General features: G+C 39.0%; 19 protein-coding genes. 3 read left to right on the forward strand and 16 right to left on the reverse strand.

The window, feature by feature from the left end:
- Positions 1 to 562: 562 nt before the first annotated feature.
- The 4 genes from CWB62_RS06960 to CWB62_RS06975 all read right to left on the reverse strand — a co-directional run bounded on the left by CWB62_RS06960 (position 563) and on the right by CWB62_RS06975 (position 4,732).
- Positions 563 to 883 carry a hypothetical protein gene (locus CWB62_RS06960; RefSeq protein WP_058405219.1) on the reverse strand — a complete coding sequence of 107 codons (321 nt, stop codon included), beginning with the start codon at positions 881 to 883 and terminating at the stop codon, positions 563 to 565.
- Positions 884 to 891: 8 nt separating this feature from the next.
- On the reverse strand, positions 892 to 1,560 hold the full coding sequence (locus CWB62_RS06965; protein WP_138528414.1) for a nuclear transport factor 2 family protein: 669 nt from the start codon (positions 1,558 to 1,560) through the stop codon (positions 892 to 894).
- A 1,238-nt stretch (positions 1,561 to 2,798) separates the two neighbouring features.
- Positions 2,799 to 3,500 carry a purine-nucleoside phosphorylase gene (deoD, locus tag CWB62_RS06970; RefSeq protein WP_006794609.1) on the reverse strand — a complete coding sequence of 234 codons (702 nt, stop codon included), beginning with the start codon at positions 3,498 to 3,500 and terminating at the stop codon, positions 2,799 to 2,801.
- A gap of 14 nt (positions 3,501 to 3,514) precedes the next feature.
- Positions 3,515 to 4,732, reverse strand: coding sequence for a phosphopentomutase (locus CWB62_RS06975; protein WP_138528412.1), 1,218 nt, complete (start codon positions 4,730 to 4,732; stop codon positions 3,515 to 3,517).
- Positions 4,733 to 4,924: 192 nt separating this feature from the next.
- Here CWB62_RS06975 and udk point away from each other — a divergent pair, with 192 nt between their 5' ends.
- The 3 genes from udk to CWB62_RS06990 all read left to right on the forward strand — a co-directional run bounded on the left by udk (position 4,925) and on the right by CWB62_RS06990 (position 7,773).
- The gene (gene udk / locus CWB62_RS06980) at positions 4,925 to 5,557 is read left to right on the forward strand and encodes a uridine kinase (protein WP_006794607.1); all 633 of its coding nucleotides are present in this window, start codon (positions 4,925 to 4,927) and stop codon (positions 5,555 to 5,557) included.
- Between the two features lie 17 nt (positions 5,558 to 5,574).
- Complete coding sequence (locus tag CWB62_RS06985; RefSeq protein WP_008132935.1) at positions 5,575 to 6,801, forward strand: NupC/NupG family nucleoside CNT transporter; 1,227 nt, start codon at positions 5,575 to 5,577, stop codon at positions 6,799 to 6,801.
- A gap of 261 nt (positions 6,802 to 7,062) precedes the next feature.
- Positions 7,063 to 7,773, forward strand: a complete 711-nt coding sequence (locus CWB62_RS06990) for a substrate-binding periplasmic protein (RefSeq protein ID WP_058405432.1) — start codon at positions 7,063 to 7,065, stop codon at positions 7,771 to 7,773.
- 423 nt (positions 7,774 to 8,196) lie between these two features.
- Here the strand turns inward: CWB62_RS06990 and CWB62_RS06995 are convergent, their stop codons facing one another.
- From CWB62_RS06995 to CWB62_RS07050, 12 genes are all read right to left on the reverse strand, one after another.
- Positions 8,197 to 8,406: a cold-shock protein gene (locus CWB62_RS06995; RefSeq protein WP_002959120.1), complete on the reverse strand. Its 210-nt coding sequence runs from the start codon at positions 8,404 to 8,406 to the stop codon at positions 8,197 to 8,199.
- 239 nt (positions 8,407 to 8,645) lie between these two features.
- Positions 8,646 to 9,362: a hypothetical protein gene (locus CWB62_RS07000; protein WP_138528410.1), complete on the reverse strand. Its 717-nt coding sequence runs from the start codon at positions 9,360 to 9,362 to the stop codon at positions 8,646 to 8,648.
- The gene (locus CWB62_RS07005; protein ID WP_138528408.1) at positions 9,359 to 10,099 is read right to left on the reverse strand and encodes an FTR1 family protein; all 741 of its coding nucleotides are present in this window, start codon (positions 10,097 to 10,099) and stop codon (positions 9,359 to 9,361) included. The genes CWB62_RS07000 and CWB62_RS07005 overlap by 4 nt, the downstream gene beginning before the upstream one ends.
- Entirely contained in the window at positions 10,086 to 10,439 is a 354-nt protein-coding gene (locus tag CWB62_RS07010) for a cupredoxin domain-containing protein (protein WP_138528406.1), read from the reverse strand. Before CWB62_RS07010 ends, CWB62_RS07005 begins: the two co-directional genes overlap by 14 nt.
- Positions 10,432 to 11,742, reverse strand: coding sequence for an ATP-binding protein (locus tag CWB62_RS07015; RefSeq protein WP_138528404.1), 1,311 nt, complete (start codon positions 11,740 to 11,742; stop codon positions 10,432 to 10,434). The genes CWB62_RS07010 and CWB62_RS07015 overlap by 8 nt, the downstream gene beginning before the upstream one ends.
- A complete protein-coding gene (locus tag CWB62_RS07020) occupies positions 11,742 to 12,401 on the reverse strand; it encodes a response regulator (protein ID WP_138528402.1) in 660 nt (219 codons plus the stop codon). Before CWB62_RS07020 ends, CWB62_RS07015 begins: the two co-directional genes overlap by 1 nt.
- Before the next feature lie 9 nt (positions 12,402 to 12,410).
- Positions 12,411 to 13,058: a tetratricopeptide repeat protein gene (locus CWB62_RS07025; RefSeq protein ID WP_138528400.1), complete on the reverse strand. Its 648-nt coding sequence runs from the start codon at positions 13,056 to 13,058 to the stop codon at positions 12,411 to 12,413.
- 28 nt (positions 13,059 to 13,086) lie between these two features.
- Entirely contained in the window at positions 13,087 to 13,857 is a 771-nt protein-coding gene (locus CWB62_RS07030; RefSeq protein WP_058405425.1) for an SDR family oxidoreductase, read from the reverse strand.
- Complete coding sequence (locus CWB62_RS07035; protein ID WP_058405424.1) at positions 13,854 to 14,543, reverse strand: iron-containing redox enzyme family protein; 690 nt, start codon at positions 14,541 to 14,543, stop codon at positions 13,854 to 13,856. Before CWB62_RS07035 ends, CWB62_RS07030 begins: the two co-directional genes overlap by 4 nt.
- The gene (locus CWB62_RS07040; RefSeq protein ID WP_138528398.1) at positions 14,536 to 16,005 is read right to left on the reverse strand and encodes an AMP-binding protein; all 1,470 of its coding nucleotides are present in this window, start codon (positions 16,003 to 16,005) and stop codon (positions 14,536 to 14,538) included. Before CWB62_RS07040 ends, CWB62_RS07035 begins: the two co-directional genes overlap by 8 nt.
- The gene (locus CWB62_RS07045; RefSeq protein WP_058405422.1) at positions 16,002 to 16,655 is read right to left on the reverse strand and encodes a thermostable hemolysin; all 654 of its coding nucleotides are present in this window, start codon (positions 16,653 to 16,655) and stop codon (positions 16,002 to 16,004) included. Before CWB62_RS07045 ends, CWB62_RS07040 begins: the two co-directional genes overlap by 4 nt.
- A gap of 150 nt (positions 16,656 to 16,805) precedes the next feature.
- Positions 16,806 to 18,374, reverse strand: a complete 1,569-nt coding sequence (locus tag CWB62_RS07050; RefSeq protein WP_249310683.1) for a sensor domain-containing diguanylate cyclase — start codon at positions 18,372 to 18,374, stop codon at positions 16,806 to 16,808.
- Positions 18,375 to 18,471: the final 97 nt, after the last annotated feature.

Raw genomic sequence — 18,471 nt, forward strand, 5'->3', positions numbered from 1 at the left:
AACAAGAAGCTACGCTTCTAACGTGAGCAAGCTCTACGTCTACAAATTAATTTAACCCAGCTTGCTTTCGCTACTCATTTACACCTCATTTTGTTCTCTTTGTGCATACTGCTTTCAAACCCAATTTCACAAAGAGTTTAAGAGCCGCTGCGCTTTTAGAGTTAGTGAAAAAGCCCAGCATTTACAATGCCTTGGCTAAATATAGCCTAAAGACGCGCTGTGCTTTCGTTTAATAGCAACGTTTTACTCATGCTATAAAAGTGATTATTTCACCACCGAAAAGTGAAGGAGAAGACCTGGAGAAGTGACTAACCAATATTTTTAACTCTGTGTAGCGCAAAGCGCCTCGGTGCGCTCTGTGGTGGTATGTATTTTTAAGTAATAAGAAGCTACGCTTCTAACGTGAGCAAGCTCTACGTCTACAAAACAAGGCTAGGATATGCCGCGCTTTTAGAAGTAGAGGCTAAGTGATTTGATAAAGGGTTACGTGAGCAGGCTTTGGTATAAAGCATACGTACTCAGTATACCTTAGCCGCTTTACTTTTGTTCGAAGTTTTAGGTGTTAACGCTTAAAGTACAAGTCGATTGCTTTGGTGAGTAACTCGTCGAGTTGCTCTTCAAAGCCATCCATATCAATTTCAAAATAGCTAAAGTACTTTTTAACCTGTAATTGTGAAAGGTTACGGCTGTTTACGCTGTATTGGCGTTCGTCTTTTTGTTTATCGTAACGCGGTAAAAAGACAAATTGTGCATAGTACGGTGACTTAATATGCTTATTGGCATAACGACAAAAATCTTCAATATATTCTGCGCCTTCAGGGCCTAAACAACCAGGTTCAACTCGGTACATTAAGCGAAGTTTTTTGTCGTCAGTAATTTGCATAATAATCCTTAACGAAAAAATAATACGCGGATTATTTTTCCGTTTTTAATTTGGTAGCTCGATACAAGCTCTGAGCGTTTATCTATTACGTTTTCGTCTGTTGAACAGGTTTCTGATAGCTCATGATCTATTACTATATCGCCATGGACTATACGTTTAATAGGCGATGAGTGAATACACTTTAGCTTTTTAAACATTAACCCATAACGTGCTATTAGTTTTTCTTTTCCTTTAAATAATAGCTCATTGGGAAAAATATAAAACTCTACATCTTCATCGTAAACACGAATGAACTCTTCAATATTTCGTGCGTTGTATGCTTTTATAAGTTGTTCAACCACGGCTAGTGATTCGCGAGATTGTTTAGCTTTAGCTTGCTGCTTAGCGGTTAAGGCTTCTTTTGCTTGCGCTACGGCTTTTTCTGCCTCGGCTACGGCTGCAGCTTTTTCTATTTTATTTTTTAGTTTAACAACGGGCTTTGGTGTTTCATCGCCTAACACTTTAGTGTCGTCTGGTTTTGCTGGGTCAATAACAGGTTTTTTAAGCTCAGGGGCTTTATATTCAAGTGTGTTTACTTTTTCGTCAGCTTTTTGCTGTTCGTTAGTGGGCTCTGTGGCATAACTATTTAAAGCTAGCGTTAGGGTAAATAAAGCAAAAAAAATAGATAACGATTTCATAACTTTCCTAATAAAAACACTAAGCGTGTATTGTATTGCAACATAGCAAATTTTAACGTTTTCGGGTAGCAATTAAATGAATAACCTTGGCTTTCATTGCGTAGTTTACCTTGAGTTTAACCCAGCTTTTAAAATAATTTTATTAAACACATAATTTTTAATGAGGGTATAAAAATGATTGCTTCACCACCAAGTAGTAAAGAAAAGGCAAGGAGCCATGATTAATTGTTACTCCTGTTTTCTCAGTGTAGCGCGAAATGCCTCGGTGCGCTCTGTGGTAAATAAGTTAACCTAATTGGCTTTTTTCTTCTCATTTACTCCTCATTTGGTTCTTTTTTTGCATACTGCTTTAAAGCCCAATTTCACAAAGAAGCTAAGAGATGCTGCGCTTTTAGAGATAGTAAAAAAGCCCCGTATTTACAATGCCGTGGCTAAATATAGCCTGTAGACGTGCTTTGCTATCGTTCAATAGCAACGTATGACTTATGCTGCAAAAGTGACTATTTCACCACCGAGAAGTAAAGGAGAAGACCAGGAGTAGTGACTAATCAATATTTTTTAACTCTGTGTAGCGCGAAGCGCCTCGGTGCGCTCTGTGGTGATAATTTTATAAGTAACAAGAAGCTACGCTTCTAACGTGAGCAAGCTCTACGTCTACAAAAATAAACTAAACATTGCTTTAGGGCTGCTCATTTTTTCTCATTCGCTTCTCTTTGTGGATTTAGATTTAAAAGCCATTATTCACAAAACAGTGCCTGAATGTAACCTGTAGACGTACTTTGCTTTCGATTACTAGCAACGTTTTACTATGTTATTAAAGTGACTGTTTTACCACCGAGAAGTACAGGAGAAGAACAGGAGTAGTGACTAATCAATATTTTTTAACTCTGTGTAGCGCGAAGCGCCTCGGTGCGCTCTGTGGTGATAATTTTATAAGTAACAAGAAGCTACGCTTCTAACGTGAGCACGCTCTACGTCTACAAAAATAAACTAAACATTAGTTTAGGGCTGCTCATTTTTTTCTCATTCGCTTCTCTTTGTGCATTTAGATTTAAAACCCATTTTTTCACAAAGAGTTCAAAAAGCGCTGCGTATTTAGAATTTGGTACATATTGATTTTATAATTATTAGGGCATAAAAAAAGCCGCATAAAATGCGGCTTTGGAGGTTAGTCTCACTTCACTTTGGGCGTGTCTCCAAAACTTAGTGAATACGTTACCAAGGAACTGTTTTATCGATTAGATAGACTCTAATGCAATTTTAACCATTTCGTTAAACGTGCTTTGACGCTCATCGGCAGGTGTTGCTTCACCCGTGATCACGTGGTCACTTACGGTGAATAATGCCATTGCGTTTGCGCCGTATTCAGCTGCAACGCCATATAAACCGGCTGTTTCCATATCAACAGCGAGTACGCCTAACTTGTCTAAATCTTTATAGAAAGTGTCGTCTGCTTGGTAGAAAGTGTCGGTTGTAAATACGTTACCTACTTTTGCTTTAATACCTAGTTCTTTTGCTGCGTTAACGCCGTTTAACAGTAGGTCAAAGTCTGCAATTGCAGAAAAATCGTAGCCACGAACACGTGCACGGTTTACGTTTGAATCTGTGCTTGCACCTTGTGCAAAAATTACGTCACGGATTTTAATGTCGGTACCAATACCGCCACATGTACCAATGCGTATAATGTTTTTTACGCCAAAGCTAACAATAAGCTCACGTGCGTATATAGACATTGATGGAATACCCATGCCTGAACCCATAATGCTTACTGGCTTACCTTTGTAAGTACCTGTAAAGCCAAACATGTTGCGTACACCCGTTACTTGTACCGCATCATCTAAAAAGTTTTCAGCAATATATTGCGCACGTAGCGGATCGCCTGGCATTAAAACTGTTTCGGCGAAATCACCAACATTTGCATTTATATGAGGAGTACTCATTCGTTGTTTCCTTTTTATTTTGGCGCGTTTAATTGAGTTAAAAAGCTGTCGCCATATTCAAGCTCAGACAAGTTAAACCACTGTGCTAGTGTTTGACCAATATCTGCAAAACTGTTTCGTTCACCTAGCGGTGTATTATCCATACCAGGCTTGTACGCTATCACAGGTACGTATTCACGTGTGTGCTCAGAACCTGGAAAGGTTGGGTCACATCCGTGGTCGGCAGTGATCATTAATACATCATCTGCATTTAACTGGTTTAGTATAGTTGGTAAGTAGTCATCAAATTCTTTTAATGCTTTGGCGTAACCTACAGGATTACGGCGATGACCAAATTTTTCATCAAAATCAACTAAGTTGGTAAATATTAAACTGCGATCAGGTGCTGTTGAAATTACCTCACTGGTTTTTTCAAGCAAGTTCATAAGCCCTGGTGCTTTGTGCTTTTGGGTTATGCCTTGATGCGCGTATATGTCTGAAATTTTACCAATACTAATTACTTCGCCGCCGTCTTTTGCTAGTACATCTAACAAGGTAGGTGCAGGCGGAAGTACTGAATAGTCACGACGGTTACCTGTTCGTGCAAAATCTTGACTATTTGAACCCAAAAATGGCCGCGCAATCACTCGTCCTATGTTCATTTCATCAAGCAGCGCCCGTGCGATTTCGCAAACTTGATAAAGCTTCTCTAGGCCGAATGACTCTTCATGCGCGGCTATTTGAAACACGCTATCAGCTGAGGTGTAACAGATTGGTTTACCTGTTTTTACGTGCTCTTCACCTAGCTGTTCTAAAATGGTGGTTCCTGATGCATGGCAATTGCCTAAAATGCCTGGAATACCTGTACGAGCTATAAACTCGTCTACAAATTCTTGCGGGAAACTTGGCTGTGTTTTTGGGAAGTAACCCCAATCAAATAACACAGGTACACCGGCCATTTCCCAATGACCTGATGGGGTGTCTTTTCCGCTAGAAAGTTCTTTAGCGTAACCCCACGCACCTTGTGGTGCTTGGCGGTCTGAAACTAAACACGTTTCTCCACCGGCGGCTTCGCAGGCGTCTACTAAACCTAATTTTGATAGATTAGGAAGCGAAAGTGCACTGCCTGTTTCGTCGTAATATGCTTTTAATAAGTGAGCGAATGTATTGGCGCCAATATCACCAAATTTATCTGCATCTGGTGCTGCACCGATTCCTAGGCTATCTGCCATTAAGATAATTGCTCTTGCCATTTTGACCTCACTTTGTTTCTAGGTGGTTACTTTATCTGCTGAACGATTTTTCCGTACAGGACAAAAGTCCTGTTTCATAAAACCTAAACATTATAAATTTGCGTTCTTAAGCGAAGCAAAAGAGATTAATCGTGTCTTTTTTGCTATTGTGATCTACCAACAATATATCCTTCTGTGTGGGTGAGAACTTTAGTGACACGAACAACTATTATAGCTATTGCTGGCGCGTCTGCGTCGGGCAAATCTCTGTTTAGCCAAACTATATACAATGAGTTGGTTAATGAGCTTGAACCGGGCGCAATTGCCATTATTGAAGAAGATGCTTACTACAAGGATCAGTCGCATTTGCCGATGGCTCATCGTACGCAAACGAACTACGACCATCCTGATGCATTTGAACATGAGTTAATGCTTGAACATTTAACTCAACTTCGTAGTGGAAACTCAGTAGAAGTACCAACATATGATTATGCACAACATACTCGCAGCGATAAAACGCGACGTGTAGCTGCTGCAAAAATTTTGATTGTGGAAGGTATTTTATTACTGAGCGATAAAGCGCTTAATAAAGAATTTGATATTAAGGTGTTTATAGACACCCCTTTAGATATCTGCTTAATGCGTCGTATGCAACGTGATATGGAGCAGCGAGGCAGAACGTTACAATCTGTTGTTGAACAGTATCAAGCAACTGTAAGACCGATGTTTTATCAATTTATTGAGCCTTCTAAGCATAATGCAGATTTAGTTGTGACTCGAGGCGGCATGAACCGCGTTGCGATTGATATTATAAAAAGTAAAATTAAATATTTACTACAAGAATAACAACGGGAAACATTTGTATGACAACATTTATGAGCTTAGTAGGCATGTGTGTGCTGCTGGGCATTGCCTTTGCCGCGTCAACTAATCGCAAGGCAATTAATTTAAGAACCGTTGCTATAGCATTTGCAATGCAAGTTGTTATTGGTGGCTTTGTTCTGTTTTTTGACGCAGGAAAAAACGTATTAGCAAGTATGTCGGCCGCTGTTTCATCGGTTATTGGCTATGCCAACGATGGTATTGGCTTTTTGTTTGGCCCTCTGGCTTCACAAGACACACTTGGTTTTATTTTTGCAATTCAGGTTTTGCCCGTTATTGTGTTTTTCTCAGCGCTAGTTGCTGTTTTATATCACATTGGCATTATGGATTGGATTATTAAGATTTTAGGCGGTGGTTTACAAAAGCTTTTAAAAACCTCGCGCACAGAATCACTTTCAGCAACGGCAAACATTTTTGTTGGCCAAACTGAAGCACCGTTAATTGTTAAACCTTTTATAGCAACAATGACCAAGTCTGAGTTGTTTGCTGTGATGGTAGGTGGCTTAGCCACTGTAGCTGGGTCTGTAATGGCGGGTTACGTAATTATTGGTGTAGAGCTTAAGTACTTAATTGCAGCCAGCTTTATGGCGGCACCGGGTGGTTTTTTAATGGCAAAAATGATTGTGCCAGAAACCGAAACACCTAAAGATAACTTAGCTGATTTAGATTTAAACGATGACGATAAACCGGTAAATGTAATTGATGCGGCAGCATCAGGCGCTGCAAATGGCATGCATTTGGCGCTAAACGTAGGTGCAATGCTACTGGCTTTTGTTGCACTGATTGCGCTTTTAAACGGTTTATTAGGTGGTGTGGGCGGATGGTTTGATCATCCAACATTAACGCTACAAGAAATTTTAGGTTATGTATTTGCTCCTGTTGCATGGTTACTCGGTGTACCGTGGGATGAGGCAATTATAGCCGGCAGCTTTATTGGTCAAAAGATAGTAGTAAACGAGTTTGTTGCTTACTTAGACTTTATAAATTATCGCGATACGTTAAGTGCGCACACACAAGCAATTGTTACGTTTGCTCTGTGTGGATTCGCTAACTTATCATCGATAGCCATTTTACTAGGTGGGTTAGGCGGTATGGCGCCTAGCAGGCGGAAGGATATCGCACGCTTAGGGCTCAGAGCAGTGTTAGCAGGATCTATGGCTAACCTTATGAGCGCAGCAATTGCTGGGTTTTTCCTCTCGCTAGCTTAGAAACTTAAGAGATGAACCGGTGTTGCAAAACAAGAAGTTAGTACTTTAAGGGGTTAAAGTGCTATCTGACTTGAACGATACTTCACCAAGGGCCGCAAGGCCCTTTTATCGTTTTAGGCGTAAATTACCTTATGCCTTTTTATCTTATCCTAACTACCACTTAATCATTATAATGCTCTATTTTAATCACTTTTTTTTGTAATTATTCTATTTTGTTCCACACTTAAGTTAGTGTTTTTAATTCAATAATGACTCGCTGTTGTGAAATACATTCTGACCCTTTTTATACTTGTTTTATCGTTTTCTACTTTAGCTGAAAAACCGTTACTGGTAGTTACAGAATTAGCACCGCCTAATCAAGTTTTAATAGACGGCACTGTTCAAGGTCAAGGGACACAATACATAAGGGATATATTTAAACAGGCCGGTTTAACGCCAGACATACAAATGTACCCTTGGGCTCGCGCTTATAAAATGGCAAGCGAGGAGAAAAACACGTTTATATACAGTATTGCTCGTACAGCTGAACGAGAAAATCAATTTCAGTGGGTAGGCGAAATTGGTCGCTTTGAAATGGGGTTTGTTGGGCTATCAGACAGAACAGATATAGTAATCAATAATACTAACCAAGCAAAAAATTATAAAATAGCGATGCAATATAACGACTTTTCAACACAAACTCTCACAAAAATGGGGGTTGAGGGCGTTATAACTTCAGATATACAACATTCTTATCAGTTACTACTAGCCAAAAAAGTAGATCTAATATTAGATGACCCGCATTACATGCTCCAATACAGTGATTACTTCAAACTTAAACCTGGCCACTTAAAGTTTATTTTTAAAATAGATGCACTAACAACGGTTGCTTATTTAGCTGCAAATAAAGATACAGATACAGTTCTTATAGAAAAAATGCAAACAGCATATAAAGAGATAAATAAAACTAAAAAAAGCCCTTACGGTAAATAAGCAAACTTTTAATTTGTATTGTTTAACTGTGCTGTAAACCAATAACAAGTGTTGTTACCTCATCGTATTAATTAGTACTTTAATAAGCGCTGCAAGCACTTGTTACCATCTTCGCTTTTATACCAACCTGCAATGAAAAACGTATCGTTATCTGCGTAAAAAACTCATTTAGAGTAGCTTTCACGCGCTTTTTCATCCTTAAAAGATCACTTAATTAAGGGAGTTGGTATTATTTGTTAAAACCGGCTATTTCGACATTTTATTGCCACGTATTCCTGCCAAAAAGTAGTGGTGTTTAGGGGGAAATAGAATCACTTAAATTGTGCTTGTTAGTAGTAGGTAGGGTTGTTACATAAGTTAGGTTTATTTTAGACACAAAAAAAGCGCCCTAGGCGCTTTTTTCATTTTACTTAAAAAGTAAAATTATACAGCTGTGATGTTATCAGCTTGAGGACCTTTTTGACCTTGTGAAAGAGTAAACTCTACACGTTGGCCTTCAGCTAAAGTTTTGAAACCTTCGCTTTTGATTGCTGAGAAATGTGCGAAAACGTCTGGGCCATTTTCTTGCTCGATGAAACCAAAACCTTTAGACTCGTTAAACCACTTAACTGTACCTGATACGATGTTAGACATTGTAATATCCTGATATAAAAATAAAAAATATGCTCATATGAGCGGGTGTAGCAAAAAATGAGATGGTACTTTAAAAACTTCAGGACGGTACTACAAGTATTACTTATACAACATCGAAATGGAGATTTATAGCTTACATGCTTTCTTTCTAGCTGCGGCCCACTATATAGATAACCAAATATAAGTCAAGCACTTCCTTTAATTACTGAGCAATAAATAACCACATTGTGTTTACTAGCTTAAAATTCAAATTCTAGGGCTAGTCTAAAACTATGGTTTTTTTCAGCTTGGCTAATTTCACTTATAAAACCGGCTTCCCATTTTAGCTGCTTTTGACCTTCAAACCTGTATAACCCAATAAACCCTGGCCCAATCCCAATGAAATCCTCTCCTGCATACAACTCAATGGAAGGTTGAAACGCAGATAGGTATCTATACCGATATTGTACCCTGAACTGGGTTTCCCATTCGTTTTCAATATCTTTACCCCATTCGTACACTAAAAATGCATTCATGGTTAAACTCGTTTTACCAAACTCTTTTTCTATTAAAAAACCCGTCGTTGCTTCGTAGATGTCTTCATTGTGCATTTTTTCAAGTTCAAATAACGCGCCCCAATCAGCCCATAATTTACCTTGTTCTATTAATTGCCAACGCAGTTCAACTTCATATGATTCTAAACCAAAGTCACCAGTGTCATCTCGCTCTCCTACAAAATAGCCTTCTACAGCCATCGTATCGTTGATTGCTCCACCACCACCAATTCGCTGTGCTAAGAGGTTGCCATTGTCGGTTTGATGAGAAACTAAACGCCATTCAAACTCGCGCTCTAGCGGCAATACATAGGGATGGTAAACCTTATCAACGACAATACCATCGGCATTCGCTTGGTTTGGAATTAACAGCATACAAAAAGCGGTTAAAAATAGTGCTGAATACAGGTTGAGTGCTTTCATACTCGTTCCTTAGATATTGAAGCTGGAATAACGTAGCAAAATATTAAAAATAACGCTGTACTTGCGATGTAGGTAAGCACCGTAGTGAGATCAGGAGTAGCCTCGTAACCAATTAGAGCGCGAAGCACTCGACCAAGCTCTGAGTGCTCACTAATCCAATGCCTTAAATCCCAAATAGGATTAGTATTTGTAATTAAGTCTATTTGACTTGCTAAATCAAGAGCAACCAGCAGCTTAGATGCACTATTTAAGGCAATTAAAATGAGTATTGGGTAATTACCAAAACGGTGCTTAACGCCACTCATAAAAAAGTACAACAACACACAAAAGCTTAAACAAATACCAGAGCCTAAGAATGTGCCTATAAATAAGCTTTCAGCTGCATCACTATTTTTCCAAAAGCTATTGAGATAAATAACATAGTGGCTTAAGTACATGACTATCGTAGTAATAATTGCAAAATTAAAAGCCGTAACACTTTGCTGTATAACAAACACGAGTACCGCAATGAATATTGCAATACACATAGCGATTTGAATGTACTCCAGCCCTTTATGATCAAACCACTGACTAGCCCACAACGCGCTGTACATATATAAAAACGACATTGCAACACCAACCATCAAACAGATCCATATATGGTGGGCGCTTTGCTTTGCAAAAACTTGTAATAGTACTAATAAAATTGCAATTGGAAGCAATTGGTTAAGGCTAACTACTAAACTAGTTATTAGCATGTTGCGCCTCTTTGTTGTTTACAATTACAACACCTGTTGCAGAATTTGGCGAAAATTCGCCAAAAAACGCATACCGCCCCTTTTTTAGAGGGCCTATATAAATAACGCTTTTTCGATGCGGATAAAGAACTTTCTCTCTATTCAAATCAAAACTATCAAATTCTTCAGGGGTGTCGTCTTGGTTTTCTATAATTAATTTAACTTTTTGGTTTTCTGGGATCGTTATTTTTGAAGGGTAAAATAAGTGATCTTTTAGTACAATCAGGTACTCTTTTGCATTAATTTCAAACGATATAAGCACTAAAAGACATAAGCATTGCTTAATTATGCACTTACCCATGTTGCTCCCCCTTGAAGGTGACACGCGCGGTTAGTCCGCCCAAAGGGCTATCTGTTAATGTTATTTGGGCTGAATATATAGCAATAATGTGTTGCACTATAGCCATGCCTAATCCAGCTCCTTGCTCTCCTGATGGATGCTGATCCCCTCCAACACGATAAAACCTATTAAATACACGCTGTTTTTGCTCATCAGTCATGCCGGAACCTGAATCGTCAATTTGCCAATAATACCCATCATTATTGACAAGCTTTATTGTAATTTTACCATTTGTAGGGGTGTATTTTATTGCGTTACTTAATAAGTTAGAAATAAGCGTAGTAAGCGTAAACTCATCGCCATTAATTTTAAAGTCATCACCCTCTAAGCTTATTGTTAGATTTTTTTCATCTATTTTGTCGTATTGATCAGATACCGCATGCTGGGTAATTACCAGTAAACATTGTTCAGTAAATTGCTTTTGCCATTGCTCTGGATGGGTACGGCCCAAGATAAGCATTTGCTCCACTATATTACCCAGTCGATTGACCCCCTGTGACATAGCCTCTAACTCTTGCTCATAATACTGATCGTTTTCCAATTTTTTTAAATTATGCACATTTATTTTTAAACTACTGAGTGGGGTTCGCAGTTCATGGGCTGCGTCTGAGGCAAAAAAGCGCTCTCTTAGGTAGGCAGTCTCTACTCGTTGAAATAGATCATTTAACCTATTTATTACGGGCTTAATCTCTTGGTCGGTAACGTGCCAGCTTATAGGGCTAAAATCATTTGCTTTACGCTCAGCAAGCTGTTTCGATAATTGTGTTAGGGGCGCCAGTGCATGCTTAATAAAAAAGCTAATAAACACGGCAAGTATTGGCACAGCCCAAAGCATGGGTAGCATCGCAGACAAAATAACGGCTTCTGCCAACTCAAAGCGTTTTGATATTGGCTCAGCTACTATCACTTTTCGGTTATTTTTTGTTAAAACAAACACTCGCATTCTCTGCCCTGCAATATTGGCAGTTTGAAAGCCCTCTTCAAAATCCATGGGCTCTATTTTTAAACTAGCAGATCCACTCAATAACGTATCTTGGTACCAAATTTGGTAAAGAAGCTGGGTATTAGCGCTATTTAACTTTATAGCTTGTGCTGTTTTGACTAAGGGCTGTTCACCCAGTACTAGCGCCACTATTTTTAACTCGTTATCGAGCAGAGTTTCACCTTCACGCATACTTTTTTGATACCCTTTTACAAGCGCAAAAAAGCAGATAAGCACCATCATCGACAGTAGTATTAAGGTAAGGCGTTTACGAATAGACACTAACGTTTTCCTACCACATACCCGATACCACGAAGAGTTTTAATAAAATCTTTTGGAAACTTTTTTCGTAAGTGGTGTATGTGAACTTCTATGGTATTAGAGCCGACCTCTTCGCCCCATTGGTAAAGTTTATTTTCGAGCTGCTGCTTTGACTGCACACGCCCTTGATTTTCCATTAATGCTTTTAATAGCATGTATTCCTTGCGAGGCAAGGTTAATGGCTCCCCACTTACACTGGCGCTGTGGGCTGATGTGTCAAGGACAACATCGCCACAGTTTAATAGGCTTGAATGGGTATGGTTTATTCGCCTACTCGCGGCCCGTAAACGTGCAAATAGTTCTGCTGGCTCAAAAGGCTTAGCTAAGTAATCATCAGCTCCCATATCGAGCCCAAGTACTTTGTCATCTATACTGCTACGTGCCGTTAAAATAACGACAGGTATTATTTTTTTTTGTTGTTTTATTTGTTTTAAAATCTGAGTACCGTCGCCATCGGGCAATCCCAAATCGAGTATGACGAGTTCTATTTCACCCCCAGATATGCATTGAAGCGCATGTTTTACTGTACCACTGTGTTCAACACTGTAGCCTTCTTGGCGCAATGAACGGATAAGTCCCTGCGCCACAAGTTGATCATCTTCTACTAACAGTAAATGCATGCTTATTATTTATCTCTTAAGTTTTTTATCTACTTTTACTTGTAATTGGCTAATGGCTTGTTGACGATATTCATCAGCTTTACGTCGGTGCTCTCGTATACCCGCTTTTTGCGCGACCTCTAACCGTGCTTTAGCTTCTTTGTATTCACGTTCACCATACAAAAATTCGCTGTACAAGTAGTTAGTATCAATACCTTGCGGATTAAATGCAAGTGCCTGTTTAAAAAGCTTTTTAGCCTTATCATCATCGCCAAAACCTATAGGCCAACCAGGTACTTTGCTATAAAGCGTGGCTAAGCTCGCATACGCAGAGCCTCCAAGTGCTGTGCCGTCAATTTCAAGTGAATGCTCTAGCGATTCTTTTGCTTGTTTTGCATATCCCAGAGCCCCGATCCCTCCTTTAGCTCCGGCAAAACTGGCTAGTACAATGCCATGCCAAATATGTGATTGTGCAGAATTTGGGTAGTTTTGCACAAATAATGTTGTTTGCTCAGTTAGATCTGTGAATGCTTTTATTTGCGCATCGTCTTCAAGTTCATAATTGGCAATTGCCCATTGTTGTTGAATGGCGAGTAAATCTTGCGATTCATCTGCTTTGGCTGATATTGATAATATACTTAACACAATTAAATATAACGCTAGGGTCATTTTATACATAACTTTATCCTCGTGTATTCGTTTATTTTTAACTTAAAAATCGTTTTATTATTGATAGTTGTTTACCAATTGCGCCATCCACAATGCTTGGAAAAGCACCGTTAATACGCACAAATAATTTTTCTGGAAAACCAATAAAGCGTCTTTTTTTACTTGAATTAATTAACGTTAATAACTCTTTTGCTACGCGTTCAGGTGTATCCATTTTATTACCAAGCGCTTTGTTCATTGCACGGGTTTGATCATTGTTAATACTTGTATCTGTAGCTCTTGGTGCTAAATAAGTCACATTAACTCCAGAGCCATTAAGCTCACGAGAAAGGGCTTCGGTGAACCCCCGTAAACCAAATTTACTTGCACAATAAAGTGTGTGATAGGGGTATCCAATACTGCCTAACGACGATCCTACATTTACTATTATGCCTTTTGAGTTTTCTAGCTGTTGCAAAAACAATTGGCATAATTTTATGGGGACCAATAAATTGGTGCTCAATACCGAGTCTATTTGATCACAACTGGTTTGCTTCAAACCTTGCACAACATTAATGCCTGCGTTATTAACCAACAGCTTAGTACCACCGAGTTGGTTTGCTTTTATAGCTAAATTAACGCGGGTAGCTTCATCGGTTAAATCACCAATAAAAACCTCACTATTTGGGAGCGTTTTGTTTAGGGCTTCAAGGGCTGGTTTATTACGCCCCACCAACAATAATGACCAACCTTGCTCATGTAACATTTTTGCAAAAGCTTGCCCTATTCCACCCGAGGCACCGGTTAATACACATAGAGCCCCACTCATACAGATGCACTTTGCGTAGTAGTCTTAAAAAAGGGTTCACTATCTAAATCGCGAAATATATTCCCGTATAAACGGTAAAAACACTTTGCACCATGGATGATTGCTTGTTGATCGGCCTCATTGGTTATTTTGTTCATGAGGTCTTCAAAAAACTTCACATGCTCAATATCTAAGGCACCATGAGAGGTTAAATAACTAAACGCTTTTTTTGGTAAACCCACGGCGCTTGCAATATTTGATGCAGCCCCGTCGGCCAGCGCTATAGAGGTACCTTCGAGCACATGGACCATACCAAAAAAGCTCAACGGGTTTTTACGAGCAATACTGTCGTAGGCATACGACACCATTATTTCTGTTGCAAACTGTGGCTTGGAATGACGCACGCGTTCTTTATCAAAACCACAAGCGGCAATATCGTTAAGCACCCATTCTTGATGGCCAATTTCTTCTTCAATGTATTCTGCTACCGCTTCGCGTAACCATTCTTGCTCATCAGTTAAACGCGCGCCAACTGACATCATTAAAGGAACCGTGTGTTTTACATGATGATAAGCCTGCGCCAGAAAAGAGGCATATTCTTCAAGCGTTGCTTGTCCGTTAAATACACGCTGTATAATTGGCGCAGCTAATAAGTACTCACGCTCGTTTTGTGTTTGTGCTTTTAATGTATTAAAAAAATTACTCATTAATTACTTCTCCAGGTCGGTAAAATTGTTCGAAAACATGGTGGTAATGGCGACTAATTGCTTGTCGTTTTGGACGATTATTAGTTGTTAACAACCCTTGTTGAGCACTTAATGGCTTAGCTATGCAGTGCCATTTTTTTATGCGAGCGTAATCAGGTAATTGTTGGTTTACGTTATTTATAAGTAGAGTTAAGCTTTGTTTGTTTAGTGTTGAATTGACGTAAATAATGGCGGTTAAAAAGGGTTTACCTTCGCCGAAAACAACCGCTTGTAAAATGCCGCTTTGGCTTAGCAATAATGATTCAGGCCATTCAGCATTCACGTTTCGCCCCATACTGGTAATAATTAGATTTTTTATCCGCCCTTTAATAAATAATGTATTATTTTGTTGCTCAACCAAGTCCCCGGTGGCGTACCACTGGTTTTGATCGTGTGGCGGGTGATTTAAATACCCTAAAAACAGGTCTCCCTTAATATATAATTGATTGTCTGTAATCTTGGTTTGAATATGAGGAAGAACACGACCTGCACTATGGTAATTATCGTTTTTGACTGTGTTTAAGCTAACTACCGACGCTGCTTCAGATAGTCCATAACCTTGATAAACAGGTAAATTTAAACTTCTAGCTTTAACAATTATGGTTTTATCTACAATCGCCCCACCCACTGCTATAAACTTGAGTGATTTAGGCGGCTGCCAGCCTTGTTCTGCAAAAGTAACAAGGCATGTTAAAAGCTCTGGCACCAATATAAGTGTATTAGGATTTACTTTATCAATAGCGTTAATAAGTGCATTAGGTTGCGCTAACGAAGACCCTACAAAACCGAGTTCGTTCAGTGGTATTAAATGAACTTGACCGCCACTTTTCAAAGGCGCATATACACCTGCTATGTTTTCAAGAAGCACCGCCAGTGGTAATAAACATAAATGCACAGGCTGATTAATATTAATCTTATCGCACAATGATTGCGCCACTTGCATTTGACTGTGAGCAGACAAACACACCCCTTTTGGCTCACCTGTCGAGCCTGATGTAAACGTTACTTTTTGGGTCGTATCGAAGTAGTTAACTGCTTTACTCACTGTTTGTGAGTATATATACAAACAATAGCAATCAAATAACATAACACTCAGCGCTGGATGCTGGTTAGGACCAGGCAGAGTATCTGTAATAAAAATAGCAGCGCCACATTGATTGAGTACATACTGCGTTTGTTGCTCGCTAAAAAATGGAGCGATAGGTATAGCCACTTTATCGATTATTCGAGTTGCAAAATCTAAGGCTAGCCATGCGGGGGTGTTATCAAGCTGAAAAGCAACCACATTTCCTTCAAAAGCCTTTAAAGTATTAGCCAACGTTGTGGTTTGTTGGTCAAACTCTTTTCCACTTATTTCATGGGTTTTATTATTACTGTGTGAAACAACAATAGCTGCATTTGATTGCGTATCATATAAACTCATATTTTCACCAATGCATTCGCTAATGTATCAATTTCATGCTGGTTTTGACGCAATAAGCTATAAAGCTCTGTTGTTTTTACGATTTGTTGGTGAGCTTGCTCTAAACTCACAACACAGACAGTTGGTTGATTAGCGTAATAACTTCCCCAACTTAATGGGTTTTCTACTACAAAGCTGTTAGCAACAGCAATTTCAGTGCAGTTAACACCTAACAGTCGAAGCATAGCTCGTACTTTTTTAGTGGCGCAAAATACTAAATATTTAGCTCCAGTATGGTAAAGCGCCTCGTTAACAACAATAAAATGCCCAAGCGTTGCCTTTCGATGTGTAGAGCATAAATTACCTAGCTCAAAAATTTTACTACGCGGAGTTTGTTCTAATAAAAAGTGCTCGATGGGCTCTGCCGTGTACTGCTCAATAAATAAGGAAGAGGTAGCTTGCCTTAAACCTAACGTACATTGCCCCTCACTTGTTGTGTATTGGCAAAGTAGCGGCATAAATGATTTAAGCGTTGCATTGTAAGCCACTAAAAACCCCTCTTTTACTGCGGCCTCTAGTTCATTTCGATGCTCATCATTCACTCGAGCACTGATATAATGTGTCGGATTAGATGTGTAATTTAGTGGTAAGTTTGACTGTGCTAATTGCATAAACATCGCCCGTTTAAGGAGTATGTTTATAATTTAAAGAGCGAAACTTAAAGAAAACTTAAGGAATAAAAAAGCCCCTAAATAAATTTAAGGGCTTTTAAAGTAAACCTTATTCCAGCTAAAGGTTAATTAAGGTTTAACATGTGTAAATTAACTGGGCTCTGCCACTACACAGCGGTTACGGCCATGCTCTTTAGCATGGTATAGGGCTTTGTCTGCACATTTGTATACTTGGTCTATGTTATTGCTGTGGGTTGGCCAAGTTGCAATTCCGATTGAAACGGTAATGAACCCGATTGTTTCCATTTGAGTTGTTTCCACCGTGGTGCGTAATCGTTCTGCTATTTTTAGGGCGCTTTGGCTGTCCTCATGAGGCAATACAAGTAAAAACTCCTCACCACCAATACGCGAGACAATATCCCCTTTTCGAGAGATATTTTTTATAATGTCAGCTAATATTTTAAGTGCTTCATCGCCTTTATCGTGCCCAAAAGTGTCGTTTACACGCTTAAAAAAATCGATGTCTATTTCTAAAATAGCGAACGGCGTGTTGTTAAGCATAAGCTGGCTGAGCAAACCATTTAAGCTTCTGCGATTATGTGTGTTTGTGAGCGGATCGGTTTGAGCATCGTGTTTTAACTGGCCGATTTGTGTATGCAATATATTTACGCCGTTAAGCATAGCGAGCTTTAGCTTTTGGCTTTCAAAGTACCACGATTTAATGCGTTTTAGTTTATCTATACTATTTGCTTCGTCGAGCCTATTAACGCTATTAGCCAACTGTTTTAATGGCCGGGAAATAAAATGCGAGAAAACACCAATGAGTATAAAAGTCACTAATGCCATGGGAAGTGTTCTTGCAAATACTTCCATAATTAATGTATCTAGAGAAGAAAGCGTTGCTTTTACTGGGCGCTGAGCAACAATCCCCCAATTCGCAGCTGTTACAGGTGCAAACCCTGCAAGCATTTCTACATTTTTACTATTTAATACTGTAACTTGGCCCGACTGCCCTGTTATAACCGCATTGATCACCTTGTTATTGGTAACGCTTGTTCCTATGCGTTTTTTGTCTGGGTGGTATAATATTTGTTTACTCCCGTCGACCACATATATGTGCGAGCCTCCTTCATAAAAATGTTGCTCTAGAAGATCATTTAATATGTTTCTTTCTTTTAGATAGAGCGAACCGCCAACATACCCTAAGTAATTACCGTTTTTATCAAACAAGGGATGCGAAATAAAAATAATTAAATTTTTAGCCGCCGACATATACGGCATACTAATTAATGGTTTTTTTTCTTTCAAAGCTTGTGATGAGCCTGGTGAGGAAATTGATTTCCCTATAATTTCAGGCAAATAAGGAGACGTAACATGTATGATTCCATTTTTATTTATAACAACTGAATTAAAGCTATTTGTTTGCAAATTTAAGCGCGTTACTTCTTCTTGTAATAGTGAAGCATCGTTAATGTTTTGCTCAATTTTATTTGCAGAATAGGCCAGCTGTTGTTTTGCTGACTCTAGGAAATTATCGGTTGCTGAGGCAAGTTTATTAGCATAGGCATAATTACTTTTTAATGTGTGATTTATCAATTGCTCTTTTTGTACTTGGTATGTGGAATAAAAACTACTAATAAGCGTTGCCAACGACGCAGAAAAAGCCAACAGCACAATAAGAAGACGAAGATTAAGCACAGGAAATAATTTATTCAGCAAAAGTAAACTGCCCACAGTACACTGCCATTACAGCAAGTACTTTGTTAAAGAGTATTTACAATTATACCTCGTCACTCATTAATTATCTAATATTTGA

Origin of the sequence: Pseudoalteromonas sp. S408, assembly GCF_005886645.1 — a bacterium.
GTDB lineage: Bacteria > Pseudomonadota > Gammaproteobacteria > Enterobacterales > Alteromonadaceae > Pseudoalteromonas.

Excerpts from the sequence above, each read along its gene's own strand:
- CWB62_RS06960 (WP_058405219.1), bottom strand. The coding sequence starts at position 883 with ATGCAAATTACTGACGACAAAAAACTTCGCTTAATGTACCGAGTTGAA.
- CWB62_RS06965 (WP_138528414.1), bottom strand. The coding sequence starts at position 1,560 with ATGAAATCGTTATCTATTTTTTTTGCTTTATTTACCCTAACGCTAGCT.
- deoD (WP_006794609.1), bottom strand. The coding sequence starts at position 3,500 with ATGAGTACTCCTCATATAAATGCAAATGTTGGTGATTTCGCCGAAACA.
- CWB62_RS06975 (WP_138528412.1), bottom strand. The coding sequence starts at position 4,732 with ATGGCAAGAGCAATTATCTTAATGGCAGATAGCCTAGGAATCGGTGCA.
- CWB62_RS06985 (WP_008132935.1), top strand. The coding sequence starts at position 5,575 with ATGACAACATTTATGAGCTTAGTAGGCATGTGTGTGCTGCTGGGCATT.
- CWB62_RS06995 (WP_002959120.1), bottom strand. The coding sequence starts at position 8,406 with ATGTCTAACATCGTATCAGGTACAGTTAAGTGGTTTAACGAGTCTAAA.
- CWB62_RS07000 (WP_138528410.1), bottom strand. The coding sequence starts at position 9,362 with ATGAAAGCACTCAACCTGTATTCAGCACTATTTTTAACCGCTTTTTGT.
- CWB62_RS07005 (WP_138528408.1), bottom strand. The coding sequence starts at position 10,099 with ATGCTAATAACTAGTTTAGTAGTTAGCCTTAACCAATTGCTTCCAATT.
- CWB62_RS07010 (WP_138528406.1), bottom strand. The coding sequence starts at position 10,439 with ATGGGTAAGTGCATAATTAAGCAATGCTTATGTCTTTTAGTGCTTATA.
- CWB62_RS07020 (WP_138528402.1), bottom strand. The coding sequence starts at position 12,401 with ATGCATTTACTGTTAGTAGAAGATGATCAACTTGTGGCGCAGGGACTT.
- CWB62_RS07025 (WP_138528400.1), bottom strand. The coding sequence starts at position 13,058 with ATGTATAAAATGACCCTAGCGTTATATTTAATTGTGTTAAGTATATTA.
- CWB62_RS07030 (WP_058405425.1), bottom strand. The coding sequence starts at position 13,857 with ATGAGTGGGGCTCTATGTGTATTAACCGGTGCCTCGGGTGGAATAGGG.
- CWB62_RS07035 (WP_058405424.1), bottom strand. The coding sequence starts at position 14,543 with ATGAGTAATTTTTTTAATACATTAAAAGCACAAACACAAAACGAGCGT.
- CWB62_RS07040 (WP_138528398.1), bottom strand. The coding sequence starts at position 16,005 with ATGAGTTTATATGATACGCAATCAAATGCAGCTATTGTTGTTTCACAC.
- CWB62_RS07045 (WP_058405422.1), bottom strand. The coding sequence starts at position 16,655 with ATGCAATTAGCACAGTCAAACTTACCACTAAATTACACATCTAATCCG.